General features: G+C 42.0%; 10 protein-coding genes. 8 read left to right on the forward strand and 2 right to left on the reverse strand.

Annotated features, from left to right (window positions below):
* The first annotated feature begins 20 nt into the window (after window positions 1-20).
* The 7 genes from JV36_RS0104340 to JV36_RS0104370 all read left to right on the forward strand — a co-directional run bounded on the left by JV36_RS0104340 (window position 21) and on the right by JV36_RS0104370 (window position 10366).
* A complete protein-coding gene (locus tag JV36_RS0104340; protein ID WP_032096181.1) occupies window positions 21-2213 on the forward strand; it encodes a bifunctional rhamnulose-1-phosphate aldolase/short-chain dehydrogenase in 2193 nt (730 codons plus the stop codon).
* 9 nt (window positions 2214-2222) lie between these two features.
* Window positions 2223-3518 carry an L-rhamnose catabolism isomerase gene (rhaI, locus tag JV36_RS0104345; RefSeq protein ID WP_032096182.1) on the forward strand — a complete coding sequence of 432 codons (1296 nt, stop codon included), beginning with the start codon at window positions 2223-2225 and terminating at the stop codon, window positions 3516-3518.
* 120 nt (window positions 3519-3638) lie between these two features.
* Window positions 3639-4784: an alpha-hydroxy acid oxidase gene (locus tag JV36_RS0104350; RefSeq protein ID WP_032096183.1), complete on the forward strand. Its 1146-nt coding sequence runs from the start codon at window positions 3639-3641 to the stop codon at window positions 4782-4784.
* Between the two features lie 284 nt (window positions 4785-5068).
* Window positions 5069-5689 (forward strand): hypothetical protein, encoded by a 621-nt coding sequence (locus JV36_RS0104355; protein WP_152561540.1) that lies wholly within the window; start codon window positions 5069-5071, stop codon window positions 5687-5689.
* A gap of 149 nt (window positions 5690-5838) precedes the next feature.
* Complete coding sequence (locus JV36_RS0104360; protein WP_052010182.1) at window positions 5839-6366, forward strand: RNA polymerase sigma factor; 528 nt, start codon at window positions 5839-5841, stop codon at window positions 6364-6366.
* A gap of 52 nt (window positions 6367-6418) precedes the next feature.
* Window positions 6419-7426, forward strand: a complete 1008-nt coding sequence (locus tag JV36_RS0104365; RefSeq protein WP_032096185.1) for a FecR family protein — start codon at window positions 6419-6421, stop codon at window positions 7424-7426.
* A 45-nt stretch (window positions 7427-7471) separates the two neighbouring features.
* A complete protein-coding gene (locus JV36_RS0104370; protein WP_160173360.1) occupies window positions 7472-10366 on the forward strand; it encodes a TonB-dependent receptor in 2895 nt (964 codons plus the stop codon).
* Between the two features lie 43 nt (window positions 10367-10409).
* Here JV36_RS0104370 and JV36_RS0104375 read toward each other — a convergent pair whose 3' ends face one another.
* Both JV36_RS0104375 and JV36_RS0104380 read right to left on the reverse strand, forming a co-directional pair.
* Window positions 10410-13154 (reverse strand): TonB-dependent receptor, encoded by a 2745-nt coding sequence (locus JV36_RS0104375; RefSeq protein ID WP_032096187.1) that lies wholly within the window; start codon window positions 13152-13154, stop codon window positions 10410-10412.
* Window positions 13155-13165: 11 nt separating this feature from the next.
* Entirely contained in the window at window positions 13166-14233 is a 1068-nt protein-coding gene (locus JV36_RS0104380; protein WP_032096188.1) for a Ca2+-dependent phosphoinositide-specific phospholipase C, read from the reverse strand.
* A gap of 199 nt (window positions 14234-14432) precedes the next feature.
* Between JV36_RS0104380 and JV36_RS0104385 the strand changes: the two genes are divergently transcribed.
* Window positions 14433-16235: a metallophosphoesterase family protein gene (locus JV36_RS0104385; RefSeq protein WP_081926519.1), complete on the forward strand. Its 1803-nt coding sequence runs from the start codon at window positions 14433-14435 to the stop codon at window positions 16233-16235.
* The last annotated feature ends 42 nt before the right edge of the window (window positions 16236-16277 follow it).

A 16277-nucleotide genomic window follows, 5' to 3' on the forward strand; every position in this document is an offset into this window, starting at 1 on the left:
GATAATTTTAGGACACTGTAATGGCTTTTAAACCCGATGATTACAAGCATGTTAAGTACCTTTGGAAAGATGAAGAAGCAGATAAGCTCTCACCTGTAGAGAATTTAGTATACCGCTCAAATAAGCTAGGTGAAGACCAACGAATCACCAATACTGGCGGTGGAAACACATCTGCTAAACTACTCGAAGAAGATCCCTTAACAGGCGAACAAGTAGAAGTGCTATGGGTTAAGGGCTCAGGCGGTGATTTAAGAACATCAAAAAAAGAGAACTTTTCTTCCCTTTATGCTGACAAACTCCGTGCGTTAGATAACGTTTACCAGCAATATCCGGATAAAGGGTACAAAAGCGCTGGTGAAGACAAAATGGTAGGCATGTTTAAGCATTGTAATTTCTGCTTAAACCCTCGCGCCTCATCAATAGATACGCCTCTGCACTCAATGATTGAAGAGAAGCACGTTGATCATCTACATCCAAATGCCGTAATTTCTGTAGCATCATGTAAAGACCAAGAAGCACTCACTGCCAAAATATGGGATGGGAAATTAGCCTATGTTCCTTGGATGCGCCCTGGTTGGGAAGCAGCAAAAGTATGTGAAGATGCATATGAAGCGAATCCGGATATATGGGGTATTCTTTTAGGTCAGCACGGTCACACTAATTGGTCTTCAGAAAGCAAAAGTTGCTACGAAACCTCATTATGGGTCATTGAAACTGCGGCGCGTTATATTGAAGAGCATGATAAAGGCGATAAAACGTTCGGTGGACAAAAAGTAGAATCTCTTGCCCAAGATAAAGCGAGAAGCCTACTCACTGACTTTATGCCTATCGCAAGAGGAAAGCTATCTTCTAATGTTAAATACATTGGCACGCTTCAAAATGATGAGGCCACACTAAGGTTCGTCAATAGTGTTGATGCTCCTCGTCTTGCTGAGCTTGGTACTTCCTGCCCAGACCATTTCCTAAGAACGAAAATTAAACCACTTTATATCGACTTTGATCCTAAATCAGATGCACTTGAAGAGCTTGTTGCGAAATTTGATGCGGCGTTAGAGAAATATAGACTGGACTACACGGCATATTACGAAGCATGCAAACGTGACGACTCACCAGCAATGCGCGATCCAAGCCCAACAGTAGTGCTAATTCCTGGCGTTGGAATGATTGCTTGGGGTAAGAACAAAAGTGAATCCCGTGTTACCGCTGAGTTCTACAACTGTGCTATTGAGGTAATGAGAGGCGCAGAAGCAATTTCTGAATATACTGCTCTTCCTGCCCAAGAAGCATTTGATATCGAATACTGGGCTTTAGAAGAAGCCAAACTGCAAAGAATGCCAAAAGAGGCTCCTCTTGCTAGAGACGTTGTCGTTGTTATAGGTGCTGGAGACGGTATTGGTAAAGCAACAGCACATCGTGTTGCACGGGAAGGCGCGCACGTTGTCTGTGCCGATCTTCGCCTTGAAAACGCTAAAGCAACTGCAGAAGAATTAGAAGCTATTTACGGCAAGGGTATTGGGGTAGCTGGCACGGGTATTTCGTCATGTGGCCCGGCTATTGCACTTGGTGTTGATATAACCAAAAGAGAAACCGTAGAGGAATTATTTACCAATGTAACCTTAGCTTATGGCGGCATTGATAAAGTTATTGTTACTGCGGGTGTATTTATCGCAGAGGGCGCAGATTTAGCGAAAAACGATGAAGTCTTTGAGCTGAGCTTCAACGTGAACGTAAAAGGCGGCTATGTTGTGGCTTCTGAAGCGCAGAAAATCTGGGAAAAGCAGCAAATGAAAGGAAATATGGTACTCACCACAAGCGTTAACGGTGCAGTGTCTAAGAAAGGTTCACTAGCTTACGACACGAGCAAATCTGCTGCTAACCACTTAGTTCGTGAACTTGCTGTAACGTTGTCACCGCTCGTTAATGTCAACGCTCTTGCTCCTGCCACCGTAGTTCAAGGTAGCAGTATGTTCCCGCGCGACCGCGTTATATCTTCGCTGACGAAGTACGACATTCCGTTTCAAGAATCAGACTCGACTGAAAAGCTTCGTACAAACTTGGCTGAGTTTTACGCGCAAAGAACATTAACAAAGTCACCAATTACACCTGAAGATCAAGCTGAAGCAGCCTACCTACTTGTATCTGGTCAGCTTAACAAAACCACAGGTCAAATTATTAGTGTAGACGGCGGTTTGCACGAAGCCTTCCTACGCTAGGAGTATATTATGTTACGTAGAATAGAATCATCTTTAATTAAAGAACGAAACGAAGAACTTTATAAAGATTTAAAATCTGATTATGACGCCTTAGGTGAAAAGCTAGGTCGTGACGGTATTGATATTGAGACGTTCACAAAAGCCGCAGAGCAGTTTCAAATAGCAGTACCATCGTGGGGAACAGGTACGGGTGGAACTCGATTTGCTCGTTTTCCTCTTCAAGGCGAACCTCGCAATATTTATGAAAAGCTTGAAGACTGCTCTGTGATCAATGAGTTGTCAGGGTGCACAGACAGTGTGTCACCTCACTTCCCATGGGACAAAGTTGACGATTTCAAAGAGCTAAAGCAGACGTCTGATGAATATGGTCTGAGTTGGGTTTCAGTCAACTCAAATACGTTCCAAGATCAGCCGGGTCAAGAAGTATCATACAAATACGGTAGCTTAAGTAATACGCAAGAGGCATCTCGAGAGCTTGCTATTCAGCATAATCTAGATTGTATTGAATATGGGCAAGCTTTGGGAGCTAAAAGCTTAACAGTGTGGGTTGGTGATGGTTCTAATCATCCTGGACAGCAGCATTTTCAACGCGCTTTTGAACGGTATCTATCAAGCATGGAGAAGATCTATGCTGGCTTACCAAGTGATTGGGAAATGCACATCGAACATAAAATGTTTGAGCCAGCGTTTTACTCAACAGTTATTCAAGACTGGGGTTCAAACCTACTCGCTGCAATGCACTTAGGTCCTAAGTGTAAGTCTCTTGTTGACCTAGGGCATCATGCGCCAAATACAAATATTGAGATGATAGTGTCTCGTTTAATTCAATTCAAAAAGTTGGGTGGCTTCCACTTCAATGATAGTAAATATGGCGATGATGATTTAGATAGCGGTTCACTGCATCCCTATCAGCAGTTTCTTATTTTCAATGAATTGGTTGATGCGAAGCACCGTCAGCAAGAAGGTTTTGACCCTGCGTATATGCTAGACCAGTCGCACAATGTAACAGATCCTATCGAAAGTTTAGTGATATCCGCTATTGAAGTTCAACGCTCTTACGTGAAAGCTTTATTAGTCGACAGAGATGCCCTCTACGGACACCAGCAAGATAACGATGCAATGATGGCCTCGATGGAGCTCAAAAAAGCGTTCAATATAGATGTAACACCGATTCTTGCAATGGCTCGCTACCGTAAGTCTGCAGCAATTAACCCTATTGGAACTTATCGTTCGCTTGACTATAGAGAGTCGATGGATAAGGCGCGTCCGCGGGATCCAAACGCTACGGGCTCTGGCATTGTTTAAACCTGAAATAAGATAGCCGCTTTCTATCTGTACTCTACAAAAAAGCGATTGAAGAAGAATAAAAAAGAACAAGAATAATAAAAATAGCTGTTGTTAAACTATTGGAATAAGAAAACGCATATGTTGTTGAGTAATTGTCATAACTATCATGATTTTAGAAAGTTAGCGCAGAAGCGGTTGCCCGGTCCTATATTTAATTATATCGATGGGGGAGCTGATGACGAAGTGACGATGCGTCGCAATTCTGAAGCTTTTCAGAATTGCGATCTTATCCCAAACGTTCTAACAGGCGTAAAGGACATTGATTTAAGTGTAGAAGTGATGGGGCAGAAGCTTGCCCTTCCAGTCTATTTATCTCCAACTGCACTGCAGCGATTGTTCCATCATCAAGGTGAGCGAGCCACTGCTGGTGCAGCAGAGAAATTCGGCACTATGTTTGGTGTCTCTTCACTGGGTACAGTGAGCATGGAGGAGATAGCTAAAAAGTACGATACCCCTCAAGTGTACCAATTTTATTTCCATAAAGATCGTGGTTTGAATATGGCCATGATGGAGCGAGCCAAAGAGTCTAATATTGAAGTGATGATGTTAACCGTTGACTCTATTACCGGTGGTAATAGAGAGCGGGATTTGCGAACTGGCTTTGCAATTCCGTTTAGGCTAAATCTTCAGGGCTTATGGCAGTTCGCAACAAGACCAATGTGGGGTATTAATTATCTTACCCACGAGAAGTTCTCTCTTCCTCAGCTAGATGCACATATCGATATGGGAGGGGGCGCCAGTTCGATAGGTGATTACTTTACCAATATGCTCGACCCCTCTATGAACTGGAAAGACGTTGAGGAAATGGTTAAGTTCTGGGACGGTCAGTTCTGTTTAAAGGGTATCATGAGTGTAGATGATGCCAAACGTGCTGTTGATATTGGATGTACGGGTATAGTTATATCGAATCATGGTGGCAGACAATTAGACGGCTCGAGAAGCTCTTTTGATCATCTAGCTGAAATTGTAGACGCAGTAGGCGATAAAATAGATGTTATTTTTGATAGTGGCGCCCAGAGGGGCACCCACGTCTTAAAAGCATTAGCCCTTGGAGCAAAAGCTGTCGGGTTAGGTCGTTATTATCTATTTGCACTTGCTGCAGCTGGCCAAACGGGCGTCGAAAGGGCAATGCAGTTGATGGTAGCCGAAATAGAACGCGACATGCGTTTGATGGGTTGTTCAAAAATAAGTGATTTGAATCGTGACCATATAAGATTTAGGTAGATTCAAATCCCACGCATTATTTTCGTCCCCGTATTGATAAATATTTAGTCTTCATAGTTGTAGTTTTTAATCAACTGCAAAATTAACTTACCCTAAATGGATAAACTATGAAGACTATCGCTGCACTAATTATAGCTAGCTTATCTTTTCCATCTTTAGCTAGTACTTCAGAAGTACAGGACTTTAGGCCTCTTTTTAAATTAAGAAGCGACTTACGGTGCTGGCCAACTGAGCCCGCTCAAGGGCTAAATTCTGGTATCTGTAATAACAAATCCTCATTTCAGGTGACGCCTCCTTCTGTTTACGCGGAAAGCTATTCCGAATCAATAGGCGGAAATAGTCATTCACTTATCACTTATTGGGCTTACTACGGTAATCAAAACGGCTGCACCACGTTTGATAGCGGTCATTCGGATGATTGGGAGCCAGTAACGGTGCACACTGTAAATGGCTCGATAAAGCATGTCACTTACTGGCAGCACAATGGTAGATATACAAAACCTGTTTCAGAGATTGAGACGGATGGCAGTCATCCGGTGGTTTATGTCGGAAAGTACTCTCACGGCAATTATCACGACCAGCGTAGTAGGGCATCCTTTGACAGCTGGGCATTTGGAACGGGGAACTACTGCTACTATTGGAAAGATCCCAGAGGGCCAGGTCAAACATGGGCTCCTGGAGTTCAAGCACTTTCTAGTATTGGACAAAACAGTGTTTTTCCTGGTTCTACAAACCCAATAAACAGAGATCTTAGGCCGCATGAAAGAATGGTGTGCAGATCTGACGGAGGAAGGATTTTAGCTGGAATAATTGACGGAACAGAAAATACTTGTGATAGAAACCCTTCTTATTTAAAAGATGAAAACATGTTGCTTAAAGATTTGTTTTATCTTGATATCTATTAATTTTCAGTGAGGTGAATTTTTTCACCTCATTTCATTTAGTATTTGAGGCGAAGTGTTAGATTTTAAAGGGTGTTATTGAGCTCCTGAAATCATAGTGTCACACATGAGATATATGATAAAAATACAGAACTTTAGTAAATTAACTAACAATGAAACCAGCGGAAGATTTACATTGGGATGAGTTAGATAATAACGACGTTAAAGATTTATTTACGTCGCTTAAGGCATTCATCCGAAGTTTAACAGTCGATAGAAGCCAAGCTGACGATATCTTCCAAGAGACAGTGTTAAGGACGAAGAAAAGCAAGCAACTATCGGAATTAGACTCTCCACTCGCCTATATGATTACGGTGTCGAAAACCGTTTTATACGATCTTCAGAAAAAAAATGTTCCGCACTACGTCGATATTGAAGAAGTAAGTATTCAGTCTGATGACTATTCGCCAAGTAATACTTATTTTAATCAACAGAAACTGGCGCTGGTAGACAATATACTCTTAAACATGTCACCCATCAGAAGAGAAATTTTTCTGCTTCGAAGAGTAGATGGCTTGGCGCGAGATGACATCGCTGAAAGGTTAGATGTTAGTGTTGAGGTAGTCAAAAAACACCTAACAAGAGCGATGGTAGAAATCACGATGAAACTTGAAGAGGCTGGGTGGCTTGAGGACAATTAAAGATGAAATTCTATCTCTTAATTTTATTATACAGATTTAGCGGCGTGAAAAGATGACATTGATAGTGTTAGAGGAAGCAGCAGATTGGGTTGATCGTATTGATGAACTGAATGAACAGGAGCAGCATGATTTCGCGCTTTGGCTTGCTGTAGAGAAAAACAAGGTTGCTTTTCAAAAGATAGCAACCGCCATGGGACAGCCTGAACTCGCTGCACGTGCTATAGCCATGTCAGCAAGAAAAGCGCCGCGATCGAAAAATAGTCCAGTGAAGAATCAGAATGCAGAGAATAAGATAGAGAAAAGTCGTATTGCTACTTACTGGTCAATTGCTTCAGCAGCGTGTATTGCATGTATAGTGGTGTATTTTACTGCGGGTAATGTTGATTCAACGGCGAACTCTGGTAAAGGGCTATCTACTCTTGCTGAATATGAAATCAGTACTTTTAACGTTATTTCAACGTCTGTAACAGAAGAAAAGTCTAACGTGTTAGATGATGGCTCAATTGTTTATCAAGGTGGTGATAGTCAAATAAGCGTAGCGTTTAGTGCGGAAAAAAGAGAGGTTAAACTCACTAAAGGCCAGGCATATTTTGACGTTACGCATGCGCCTGAAAGACCGTTTATCGTGGATTTAGATGAAGCAACAATCACAGTCGTAGGGACTGCTTTTGACATTGATCGGCTAGAAAATCAGACTATTTTAAAAGTCTATGACGGTACGGTAAGAGTTAATGCCGACCGCGAAATTCTTTTAAATAGAGGTCAAGAAGTTACGCTTTTAAATGGTGCTATTACAGAAAGCTCGGTATTTACGCCACAGCAGCTTCCAAGTTGGAGGATGGGGTGGTTAAGTATTAAAGACACACCCATAAACGAGGTGATAGCAAAATTGAACCGTTATTCGTCACGACACCTCAACTACATAGGTGACCCAGATGTAGTTATCTCAGGGCGATTTAGCTTGCGCAATATTAGTGAGTCTCTAGACCTATTATCTACAATGCAAGAGTTCTCGGTTGAGCAAACGAGCTCAGATTACATAGTGAGACAAGTAAAGTAGTCGTTCATTATGCTTAAAAGCGTCTCGTGTAGATGTAGGGTGATATTGCTTTGGTCGTTAATTGTAAGTGACACAAGCCCTTTTGCTTATGCCTCTACCGTTGACCATGAGAGACTAGAAAGTATAACGCTTTCTTCTACATCACTGAGTCAAAGCTTAGAGCTAGTTGTAGAAAAATTTGGTGTCGGTTATGTCACATCCCCTTCTCTAATTAAGGGGGTAATGTCGCCCGCTATCTCTGGCAGGTTTACGCTCGAAACGGCGATGAAACATGTACTAGATGGAACAGGATTAACCTTTAGCATTACACGTAGTGGGGTAGTCATACGAAAATCTGAAAGCGTAATCGACGAAACTGTTATAGAAGAAATAAACGTTAACGGAATTCGTGGCTCTCTAAACCTCTCTAGACAAGAAAAGCGCAACGAGAAACAGGTCTCAGACGTTATAGTCGCTCAAGACATTTCAAGATACCCAGACAGAAATCTAGCAGAATCGATGCAACGAATTCCTGGAATGAGCATTACGAGAGAAGCGGGTGAGGGACGTCAGGTGGTGCTGCGAGGCTTAGACCCCGATCTTACTTTGGTTACGATAAATGGAATGCCTGTACTGTCAAATAATGACTCCCCTATGGATAGCAGGACACAGAGGGATAGAGATCGCTCCTTTGATCTCAACTTGTTTACGTCAGAACTTTTCAGCAAAATTAAAGTTTTTAAAAGCTACTCTGTAGAGCAACCAAGCGGCGGCGTGGCTGGTATTGCTGCACTAACCACAGCAAAACCTTTCGATTCACCAGGACTCCAATGGAACGTTTCTCATCAAGTCGACACAAATCAATATGCTGAAGGTCTTTCAAACCGTTCTTCATTTACTTTGTCTTCGACGAACAAATATTGGGGCATGTTGATTTCAGCAGCCTACGGACGAAGGTCGTATCAAGAGCAAGGTGCAAATACCTTTAGATGGAGACGACTTGCTCCCGAGGGAGCAAATGTCTCTGCCTTAGATTATGAACTTGTTGAAGCTTGGCAGAATCAGGAAATTAGGGTTCCAAGAGGAAATCGCTATTCTGTGTGGCGAGGAGATATGGACCGCCTAGGTATTGGAGCGACTCTTGAGTATCAAACTGACATCAGTCATTTCACAATCGACTGGATCTACGGCCGACTTGATAGCCAACGACAAGAGAACCACCTCTATCCACGGGGCTTTCAATCGACGCCAACTATCGAGGGCGAAACCCTTATTACGGAGGCAGAGGTTAACTCAAAGCATGAACTCGTTTATGCGGACTACCAAAATGCTCGTGTTGGCACAGAAAGCCGTCATCAGGAAGTATCAACGCAGTTTAAACAAGCCGTGCTGAACTTCGAGCACAGAATGTCGAGTGATCTTTTATTTGATGGTGTGCTAGGTGTGCAAAGTGCTACTTATAAAATGCCTCACAGTATTCGAGCTTACATGAGAGGAGAAAGTGATGTTTCTATCGACTACAGAGACGATTATTACTTCCCTAGCATAAAATATAGCGCTGAATTGACTCGTCCCGATATGTGGCAAATGAACGAGCTCGACTCTGAGCAGTTTATCTCTACGTCTGATTTTACTTACCTGAAAGGTCAATTACAGGTAAATACAAGCCTGCGAAGTGCCTGGGAGCTGGGTTTTGAAATCGTGCAGTTTGAAAATACGTCCAAATACACGGATATCCAAAACATCCTAAAAGAACGCTGGTTATCTACACGAGAGGCAGTACCTCAAAGCACAGCATATGTTTTTGATAGTCATCAGCATTTAAATTGGTTAGCTCTTAGACCAGAACAGGTATATTCTTTTTACAACAAACCTTCTTCGGTAGATTCACTATCACTGTCTTATGCTCCAGACCGCGTTATTGACAACGTGATAAAAGAAAGCCGAACGTCTTTCTTTACTCAATATTCTGTCGAAGATAGTGATTGGACATTCAATGCAGGGCTTCGAGCTGAGCGGGATAATTCTTTTATTTCGGTGTTTCAGTCTAGTCTTAGTAATCGCTATAACCTAAGCAATATTGCGCTTCTTCCCTCAATGCAATTTAACTACCGAAGAGATGAGCAAGTAGTTAAAGTCGGAATTAGCAGAACATTGGGCCACCAAGAATTGGATACCTTGACACGAAATATTCAGCTCATCGATGATGAAAATATTGTTATTCTTCCCAATGATAGGCTTAAGCCTATAAGTGCTTACAATCTCGATCTAAGCTTCGAATCATATCCGGGAGAAATCGATAGATACTCGGCCAATGTATTTGGAAAATGGATAAAAAACAGTATAGCTCCCATGAGTCAACGCTTGCCCTTGAGTGACGTAGCGAGAGATTATCCTGAATTATTTTCTAGTGATTTTGAAAGTGTTTACATAGATGTCGTAACGCCAACGAACCAAGGCACTTATTTTTTATATGGCGTAGAAGGAAGTGTGCAGTTGGAATGGCCCTTGGGCGAATATATGTCGCGCTTTAACGTACTTCACGTTGGGATAGTGGCAAATGCCAGTTATACGTTTGGAAATGTTCAGTACTACAACACTAGTACCGGTGACCGCCTAGATAAAAAGGCTGCGCCTTATCTTTCTCCGCTATTGGCTAATCTTACCGCCTATCTTGAGGGATACGCTTTGAGCCTACGACTCTCAGCCACCTATCGCGATGAGTATATTGCAAGGGTAGATGGAGGAACCTTAGTTGATGAAAATGAGACAGGATTTTTATCAACACTATATATGGATGCAGTAATAGCTTATCAAATCACTGATAATGTAGAGCTAAGGATCGAAGCAACTAATCTCACTGATGAGCGAGAAATTCAGTACTCCGATTCTTCTTATCGTCCATACAATACCACAGTGAACGGTCGTAATTACTCTCTTGCCATTTCTTATCGCTATTAAAAACTCGAAGGGCTTATTTTTGTAGCCCTTCGAGTACATTCATTTACATCGAGTAAGTAAGACCTAAGTAAAAGGTTCTTCCACTAACCGTCGTGTTGTACAAACGGTCATCCGAATCGCTGTATTGCTCTTCGCGTTCATCAGAAAGGTTAATACCTTCTAGTGTTACCTTGAGATTATCGTTTACATTATAAAATGCTGAGAAATCCCAGTAAGTGGTGCCATGAAAGCCTGCCTCATCTTGGTCGCTGCTCGACGTTTCAACCTGCGTTAAGTAATCATCACGATAGGCTGCCGAAACGCGCATTCCCCAATTGTCTGTCTCGTAATACATCGTTGCATTGTAGATATTCTCAGATAATCCATAAAAGGGGCGGTAAACTTCTACACTTTCACCATCAACTAAAATATTGTGTAAAGATTCGCCATCAGAATACGTATAGTTCACAATAGCACCAAGATTATCGAATGGTGCTGGCAGAAAATCGAAATCACGCTGGAACGCTATTTCCCAGCCTGAAAAGTCGCTTTCTGCTAAATTTTGAGGTTGAGAGAATGTATACAGTGTATCAGGCGTTTGCGTATTTCCATTTTCGTCTACCATGCCTTCGATTAAGGATAGCGGATATCCTGTATCACCATAGGCTATTGGAGAAACATTAGTAGCAATAAAGTTATCAATTTCTTTTTGGAAGTAAGTGACAGAGGCATAACCGACTTCATCAAAGTAATACTCAACACCCGCCTCCATATTGATTGTTTCAAAAGGCTGAAGACTAGGATTACCGGCATTGATACTCAAACCACTTGAACCAAATAATGGGTCAGTATTTACCGTACCTGATACAGATAAACTACCCAGTGTAGGTCGAGTGACGTTTTTCCCTGCGCTCGCTCTCAGAACAAGGCTCTCTGTGTAATACCATGCAACATTCAGTGTGGGTAACAGTCCATCATAGTCCCTTGCTACAGTGACGTATTCACTACCATTCACTATGCCACTAGATTGAATATCGGTATCAAAATAGCGCAAACCAAAACTAGTTCTCAGCTCAGAGTCAGGCAATAGCAGGTCATATTCATAAGTCGCGTATAGCGCCGCGGTCTCTTCTACGACTTCATTAGGCGCATCGCTATACATAATGTCGCGTTCAACATCGAACGCGTTTAGCACAGCGCCAACGTCAGTACTTAGCCAATCTTGTTTTTTGTGAATTGAGTTTACATAAACAAATTCAGGGTTAATCACATCGCTTACTTCGCCACTTTGCCATGCACTTCTTAATGCATTGCCAACTTGTTCTCTGTTGTTGCTGTGTTCGAACTTTTTAAAGGAACCACCAAATTTCAAAGAAGCGTTATCAGACAGCAAGTAATCCGCATCGAGCTTAGCGATATCAAAGCTATTTTCTACCTCGTCTTCCTGAAGGTCTATCTCATGGTAACGAAACTCATTGATATCTGTTGGATCAAATCCATTGATGTAGGTATTGGTGCCATAAAATCGGTCCTCCCTGTAATCTATGGTCATATCAGCGAAAGATTCTAAGTAGACTTTTGCACTATTACTTTCATATTCACTTTGCATATGGCCGAGTAGGCCTGAAACCGTAAATGCATCGGTCACACGCCACTGTGCGTTTAGCACCAACTGTGAAATGTCTGTTGTTGCTTGTTGATCGCGACTTTCTGAGTGCAGAGCGGTATTTTCCCACGAAGAATATATAACTTCGTTGTTTTGGTTATATTCTATGTCAGTCAAGCCAGAGCAAAAATTGCGTGCCCCGTCATAGTCTGCACCTGTGCAGCCAAGTGCGGTAGAACTTGAACCTCTGCTTTGTAAGTGAAACTCTCCTCTATCGTTATCAAGTGTGCCGTATAATGCATCGAGTTCAAGCGAGAATGCATCAGACGGTCTGTATTGAAGTGCCACTGTAGCGCCAACCCTAGTTTGTTCACTATTAAATTGTGAGTATCTACTGCCTCGTGAGAAACGTAGATTGCCGCTATTTACGGCTTCTTGATCTGCTTGTGATAGTGTAGATATGTCGGAGCCTTGGGCGTTGCGAGGCCGCCAACGATAGGTGTTATAACCTTGTTCAGCCGTATCACGCTTGCTGAGTGCCAGTGAGACAAGAGCGCCAAAATCACCCCACGTGTTTGAAACTAAGGCTGCGACCCTCGGGCTTACGTCGTCTGTTAGTGAATTATCGCCCGCTTGCGCACTGATTACACTTTTGAATCCATCGTAATTAAATGGTTTCGCGGTATAGAGTTTTACAGTGCCGCCTATGCCGCCTTCATCCATTTCTGCAGAATAGCTCTTCTGAACGTCAATTTGGTTAAATAGTTCGGACGCAAAAATGTTAAAATCAAAAGAACGAGATAGGTTAGTTGTTCCTCTACTGTCCATTGCAGATGAGGATGTACCTAGAGCTTCCATGCCGTTTAATTGCACTTGGGTAAAATCTGCGTTAAGGCCTCGTAGAGATATTTGTCTACCTTCACCAGCTTCACGGGTTATGGTTACGCCTGGTATTCTTTGAATAGATTCCGCTAAATTGAGGCTCGGGAAGTCAGCGATATCTTCAGCAAGAATTGAATCTTGTGAACCTAGGGCGTCCTTTTTTAAGTCTTTAGCTTTTATAAGTGAGCCTCGAAAACCACTCACTACAATCTGTTCTATCATTTCATCTTCTGTCTGTTGTGCTTGAGCAGAAAATTGCGTCATGCAGGTGGCAGATAAGACAGCTGTAGCTAAGAGTGTTTTTTTGAAGTTAGTATGCATGGGTTTACCTTTTAATTGATTAAATTTTGATGTTTAACAGCGTTAAATCTTTTCAAGCAGTCATTCTCGAAAGAAACTGAATAACCACGACGTATGGATTGGGGAGACTGGTTATAGAAATCGCTAGAAATGAACTGAGCCCCACTGGCAAATGCTGCATCTCTTTGCGCTCGCAAGCTTTGTGTAGTTGCCGATAAATCAGCATCAGCACGAGTTCTCACTAGAAAACCATCTTTGACGAGCGCTTGAATTTCTTGCTGACTTTTAACTGGATCATTTCGAATGAATATTGCGGCAGCGTCGGAGTGTTCTGGGACAGAGAGAAACATGCTTTTATTTTGAAGCGTTGAATTCTGTTGAAGATATATCTCTTTTTGAGCTTTATTAGCATCGAATAAAAACAAGAATTTACCTCGAAGTGCCTCAACACTTGGCCAGCCAGTCTCTGTTATTGCTGCCCTTAACGTATGATGGCGACCCCTAACGCGATCTGGCGTAACTAACTTGCTCCCGAATAAGTGCGCAATTTCGTTGTCTAAGTGTTGATAGTCTGAAACGGAAAAAGCGACAGGGGCCGCCTTACTAAGAAACGTTGGCTGCGACTCTTTCGCATTCACAAGAACAGTAATGGGGAAGTGATTAGGGTTAGCTTCTGACCACCTTAAAAGTTGTTTTGCGCAAAGCTGTAAGGTTAAACAATGCGTCATCACATCTACGTGTGGAATATGAAGAACCTTAAACCCAGGTTCTGCCAAAATTTGGCGTTCACTCTTTGAAAACCAATTACTATTGGCAAGTGTTTCTATTTCTGGCGTGTTGTATTGATGCCCATTTGGATCGTTAACCACATCAATTTCAATTTGACGAATTCCTAAATTCAACTGTTCTTGAAGCGAAGGATGAATATAAGAAATCTTCTTTAAAAGTTCCGGTGATACATCTTTTAAAAACTGCCTAGCCTCTGGTGGTAGCGCTTTTTTGTAGCTATTGTGAGAACCAATAATTTGATAATGATCCAGTGATTTCGCGTAAGAAAAGGCGCCAAAAACCAGAGTTAAAGAAAGTAAAAGATAACGCATGGGTATACATTCAAAGACTATTTTGAAGGGTAGAGCGGAGTTGTTTGAAAAAGGGGACAGGAAATTTTTGCTAAGGGATAAACTTCATAAAAGTGTCATACAGCAAAACCTTTTTTACTAAATTTTTTGTGAACCACTGTCCCCACTTAGTGCTAAGTGCTGTTATTAGTATTAGTGACTTACTGAACGGGGCTGCGTTTTGAGTAAAAATGGAAGAAGAACTAAAGAGATACGAGTATTTAACGTTAGCAAATTGAATGTACTGTCATGCGGGTTGCTAGTTATATGTTACTTCTTTGCAGTTATTTCTATTAATGTCGCTGCCAAAAACGAATCTCAGCAGGTAAAAATCGCCTTCATAGCTGATATCCATCTTCATTCACCTGAAGGCGCAGCGGCAACGCTTCCTAAAAGTGCCTTGCCAAAAGATCCTTCAAGCCACGCCCCAATATTACTGAGAAGTATGCGCTCTCAATTGAGTTCTACTCGTTTGTTCAATGAAAATATTATGGTGTTTAAAGAAGCGCTTGATGATGTAGTAGCAAGGAATATCAAGTTAGTAGCGTTACCAGGTGATTTCACTGACGACGGTCAGCCAGTAAATATTCTTGCATTAAAGGAAATACTAGACGAGTACCAGCAAAAGTATGGACTACGGTTCTTCGCTATCAACGGCAATCACGATCCGGTCAGGCCTTTTACACGTCCTGGCGGCAAACGCGACTTTCTGAGCCGAGAAGGTGCAGAAATCAGTGTTATGAGCCCAGCACATCAAGATTGCGTGTCTGGAAAAAGTGATTTTTGCTCAGAACTACTTAAAGAGTGGGGGTATAAAGAGATTGCTCAGTCACTATCTGAACATGGTTTTTCACCTTCGCCTGCAGACAAGTTATTCGAAACACCATTTAATACGGTAGACTTAGCTAAGCGATATTGGACATGGTGTGATGGCGACGAATTTTGCGTAGATATGCCTGACATGAGCTATTTAGTAGAGCCTGTAGATGGTCTTTGGCTGTTGGCGATAGATGCAAACGTGTATAAGCCAACAGGTAGTTTGAGCAATAAACAATTTGATGGGTCGAGTAACGCAGGTTATGACGCACTAATTGAATATAAACCTCAGCTCGTAAAATGGATCCAACGAGTTGTCGAGCGTGCAAAAGAAAATAATAAAAAGTTGGTTAGCTTTAGTCATTTCCCCATGGCTGATTTCTCAGACAAACAAACGGATAAAATTACCAGTTTTCTAGGCGAAACTGCCATGCAGCTGACTCGCCAACCCTCTAATAATACAACCAGAGTGTTAGAAGCGACTGGCTTAAAGTTACATCTTGGAGGTCACATGCACCTCTTCGATATTAGTCAGTCACCAGACGCTGAATTTACGAATGTGCAAGTGCCTTCCTTAGCAGCTTATCAACCTGGATACACCATAGTAAAAATTGATAAGGATGGTGAAACTCTAATAGAGACCGTCATCGTTAGTGACGTTAAAAATTTCGCAAAATGGTTCCCTGTTTATGAAAACGAGTGGGAATACCTTCAGCGGAGTGGACAAGGGTTATGGGGAAAAGAAAACTTAGAAGCTAGTAGTTTTTTGGATTTTACTGATAATCATTTAAAACAAATTGTGACTAATAGATATCTAAAAGAGTGGCCACCAGAGTTAGTAGAGCTATTTTCATCTAATACAATTGGAAGCCTTGTCGAGATGACTCCATGCTTTTTCAACTATAAAGGAAAGCAAGAGTTTGAAGGGTTCAACGCTATGACTTTGATTTTTGATTTCTACAGGTCGAGAAATGCAGGGGGTTTAGCCGAATTAGATGTGAAGTATGATTTCTACAACGAGTTGGCTCATGCATTTGATGAAAATCGCTGCGAAGGAGGTTTGCCAGAGGATAAGTGGATTAGAGAACTTAAGCAGGCTTTATCCATGATTACTGGTAGCATTCTTGCGTCCCAGCAAGATCAAGCTGGCATTGAGTTGTCACTATGATTCAAACGCTAATATTTGAAATTCCTCTGTAAAGGAGAAGTT

It is taken from the genome of Alteromonas sp. LOR (assembly GCF_000753865.1).
Lineage (GTDB): Bacteria > Pseudomonadota > Gammaproteobacteria > Enterobacterales > Alteromonadaceae > Alteromonas.

What these genes read in the sequence shown, in the direction of transcription:
- JV36_RS0104365 (WP_032096185.1), top strand. Translation starts at nt 6,419, where the DNA reads ATGACATTGATAGTGTTAGAGGAAGCAGCAGATTGGGTTGATCGTATT.
- JV36_RS0104380 (WP_032096188.1), bottom strand. Translation starts at nt 14,233, where the DNA reads ATGCGTTATCTTTTACTTTCTTTAACTCTGGTTTTTGGCGCCTTTTCT.
- JV36_RS0104375 (WP_032096187.1), bottom strand. Translation starts at nt 13,154, where the DNA reads ATGCATACTAACTTCAAAAAAACACTCTTAGCTACAGCTGTCTTATCT.
- JV36_RS0104340 (WP_032096181.1), top strand. Translation starts at nt 21, where the DNA reads ATGGCTTTTAAACCCGATGATTACAAGCATGTTAAGTACCTTTGGAAA.
- rhaI (WP_032096182.1), top strand. Translation starts at nt 2,223, where the DNA reads ATGTTACGTAGAATAGAATCATCTTTAATTAAAGAACGAAACGAAGAA.
- JV36_RS0104350 (WP_032096183.1), top strand. Translation starts at nt 3,639, where the DNA reads ATGTTGTTGAGTAATTGTCATAACTATCATGATTTTAGAAAGTTAGCG.
- JV36_RS0104360 (WP_052010182.1), top strand. Translation starts at nt 5,839, where the DNA reads ATGAAACCAGCGGAAGATTTACATTGGGATGAGTTAGATAATAACGAC.